This is a genomic window from Streptomyces violens, assembly GCF_000717745.1.
Lineage (GTDB): Bacteria > Actinomycetota > Actinomycetes > Streptomycetales > Streptomycetaceae > Streptomyces > Streptomyces violens.
The window spans coordinates 1-3,191 of sequence record NZ_JOBH01000038.1 but is presented as its reverse complement, the minus strand read 5'-3'; the positions used below and the strand labels follow the sequence as shown (position 1 = coordinate 3,191).

The following is a 3,191-nucleotide window of genomic DNA, read 5'->3' as shown; positions in this document are numbered from 1 at the left end:
ACACAGTGGACGCGAGCAACTGAGGACAAGCCCTCGGCCTATTAGTACCAGTCAACTCCACCCGTTACCGGGCTTCCATATCTGGCCTATCAACCCAGTCGTCTACTGGGAGCCTTACCCTCTCAAGGAGGTGGGAGTACTCATCTTGAAGCAGGCTTCCCGCTTAGATGCTTTCAGCGGTTATCCCTCCCGAACGTAGCCAACCAGCCATGCCCTTGGCAGGACAACTGGCACACCAGAGGTTCGTCCGTCCCGGTCCTCTCGTACTAGGGACAGCCCTTCTCAATACTCCTACGCGCACAGCGGATAGGGACCGAACTGTCTCACGACGTTCTAAACCCAGCTCGCGTACCGCTTTAATGGGCGAACAGCCCAACCCTTGGGACCGACTCCAGCCCCAGGATGCGACGAGCCGACATCGAGGTGCCAAACCATCCCGTCGATATGGACTCTTGGGGAAGATCAGCCTGTTATCCCCGGGGTACCTTTTATCCGTTGAGCGACGGCGCTTCCACAAGCCACCGCCGGATCACTAGTCCCGACTTTCGTCCCTGCTCGACCCGTCAGTCTCACAGTCAAGCTCCCTTGTGCACTTACACTCAACACCTGATTGCCAACCAGGCTGAGGGAACCTTTGGGCGCCTCCGTTACCCTTTGGGAGGCAACCGCCCCAGTTAAACTACCCACCAGACACTGTCCCTGATCCGGATCACGGACCCAGGTTAGACATCCAGCACGACCAGAGTGGTATTTCAACAATGACTCCCCGACCACTGGCGTGATCGGTTCACAGTCTCCCACCTATCCTACACAAGCCGAACCGAACACCAATATCAAGCTATAGTAAAGGTCCCGGGGTCTTTCCGTCCTGCTGCGCGAAACGAGCATCTTTACTCGTAGTGCAATTTCACCGGGCCTATGGTTGAGACAGTCGAGAAGTCGTTACGCCATTCGTGCAGGTCGGAACTTACCCGACAAGGAATTTCGCTACCTTAGGATGGTTATAGTTACCACCGCCGTTTACTGGCGCTTAAGTTCTCAGCTTCGCCCATCCGAAGATGAGCTAACCGGTCCCCTTAACGTTCCAGCACCGGGCAGGCGTCAGTCCGTATACATCGCCTTACGGCTTCGCACGGACCTGTGTTTTTAGTAAACAGTCGCTTCTCGCTGGTCTCTGCGGCCACCACCAGCTCAGGACGAAAAGTCCATCACCAGCAATGGCCCCCCTTCTCCCGAAGTTACGGGGGCATTTTGCCGAGTTCCTTAACCATAGTTCACCCGAACGCCTCGGTATTCTCTACCTGACCACCTGAGTCGGTTTAGGGTACGGGCCGCCATGAAACTCGCTAGAGGCTTTTCTCGACAGCATAGGATCATCCACTTCACCACAATCGGCTCGGCATCAGGTCTCAGACTTCATGCACGACGGATTTGCCTACCGTGCGTCCTACACCCTTACCCCGGGACAACCACCGCCCGGGCTGGACTACCTTCCTGCGTCACCCCATCGCTTACCTACTACAGACTCGGGTCACCGGCTCCACCACGTCCCTTTGTCCGAAGACTCCAGGCCGGCTTCACGGGCTTAGCATCCTCTGATTCGATATTGGGCGTTTCAAAGCGGGTACCGGAATATCAACCGGTTGTCCATCGACTACGCCTGTCGGCCTCGCCTTAGGTCCCGACTTACCCTGGGCAGATCAGCTTGACCCAGGAACCCTTAGTCAATCGGCGCACACGTTTCTCACGTGTGTATCGCTACTCATGCCTGCATTCTCACTCGTGAACCGTCCACAACTCGTTTCCACGGCTGCTTCACCCGGCACACGACGCTCCCCTACCCATCACAGCCTCCGTTGGGAGTAATGCTGCAATGACACGACTTCGGCGGTGTGCTTGAGCCCCGCTACATTGTCGGCGCGGAATCACTTGACCAGTGAGCTATTACGCACTCTTTCAAGGGTGGCTGCTTCTAAGCCAACCTCCTGGTTGTCTCTGCGACTCCACATCCTTTCCCACTTAGCACACGCTTAGGGGCCTTAGTCGATGCTCTGGGCTGTTTCCCTCTCGACCATGGAGCTTATCCCCCACAGTCTCACTGCCGCGCTCTCACTTACCGGCATTCGGAGTTTGGCTAAGGTCAGTAACCCGGTAGGGCCCATCGCCTATCCAGTGCTCTACCTCCGGCAAGAAACACACGACGCTGCACCTAAATGCATTTCGGGGAGAACCAGCTATCACGGAGTTTGATTGGCCTTTCACCCCTAACCACAGGTCATCCCCCAGGTTTTCAACCCTGGTGGGTTCGGTCCTCCACGAAGTCTTACCTCCGCTTCAACCTGCCCATGGCTAGATCACTCCGCTTCGGGTCTTGAGCATGCTACTAAAACGCCCTCTTCGGACTCGCTTTCGCTACGGCTTCCCCACACGGGTTAACCTCGCAACATACCGCAAACTCGCAGGCTCATTCTTCAAAAGGCACGCAGTCACGACGCAAGGACAAGTCCTTGCGCGACGCTCCCACGGCTTGTAGGCACACGGTTTCAGGTACTATTTCACTCCGCTCCCGCGGTACTTTTCACCATTCCCTCACGGTACTATCCGCTATCGGTCACCAGGGAATATTTAGGCTTAACGGGTGGTCCCGCCAGATTCACACGGGATTTCTCGGGCCCCGTGCTACTTGGGTGTCTCTTAAACGAGCCGCTGACGTTTCGTCTACGGGGGTCTTACCCTCTACGCCGGACCTTTCGCATGTCCTTCGACTACATCAACGGTTTCTGACTCGTCCCACAGCCGGCAGACTGTAGAAAAGAGATCCCACAACCCCGCACTGGCAACCCCTGCCGGGTATCACACCAATACGGTTTGGCCTCATCCGGTTTCGCTCGCCACTACTCCCGGAATCACGGTTGTTTTCTCTTCCTGCGGGTACTGAGATGTTTCACTTCCCCGCGTTCCCTCCACACTGCCTATGTGTTCAGCAGCGGGTGACAGCCCATGACGACTGCCGGGTTTCCCCATTCGGAAACCCCCGGATCAAAGCCTGGTTGACGACTCCCCGGGGACTATCGTGGCCTCCCACGTCCTTCATCGGTTCCTGGTGCCAAGGCATCCACCGTGCGCCCTTAAAAACTTGGCCACAGATGCTCGCGTCCACTGTGCAGTTCTCAAGCAACGACCAGCCACCC

At 56.7% G+C, this 3,191-nt stretch carries 1 rRNA gene; it reads right to left on the bottom strand.

Annotated features, from left to right (window positions below):
* Positions 1 to 21 precede the first annotated feature (21 nt).
* A 23S ribosomal RNA gene (locus IF04_RS0135265) occupies positions 22 to 3,142 on the bottom strand.
* Between the last annotated feature and the right edge of the window lie 49 nt (positions 3,143 to 3,191).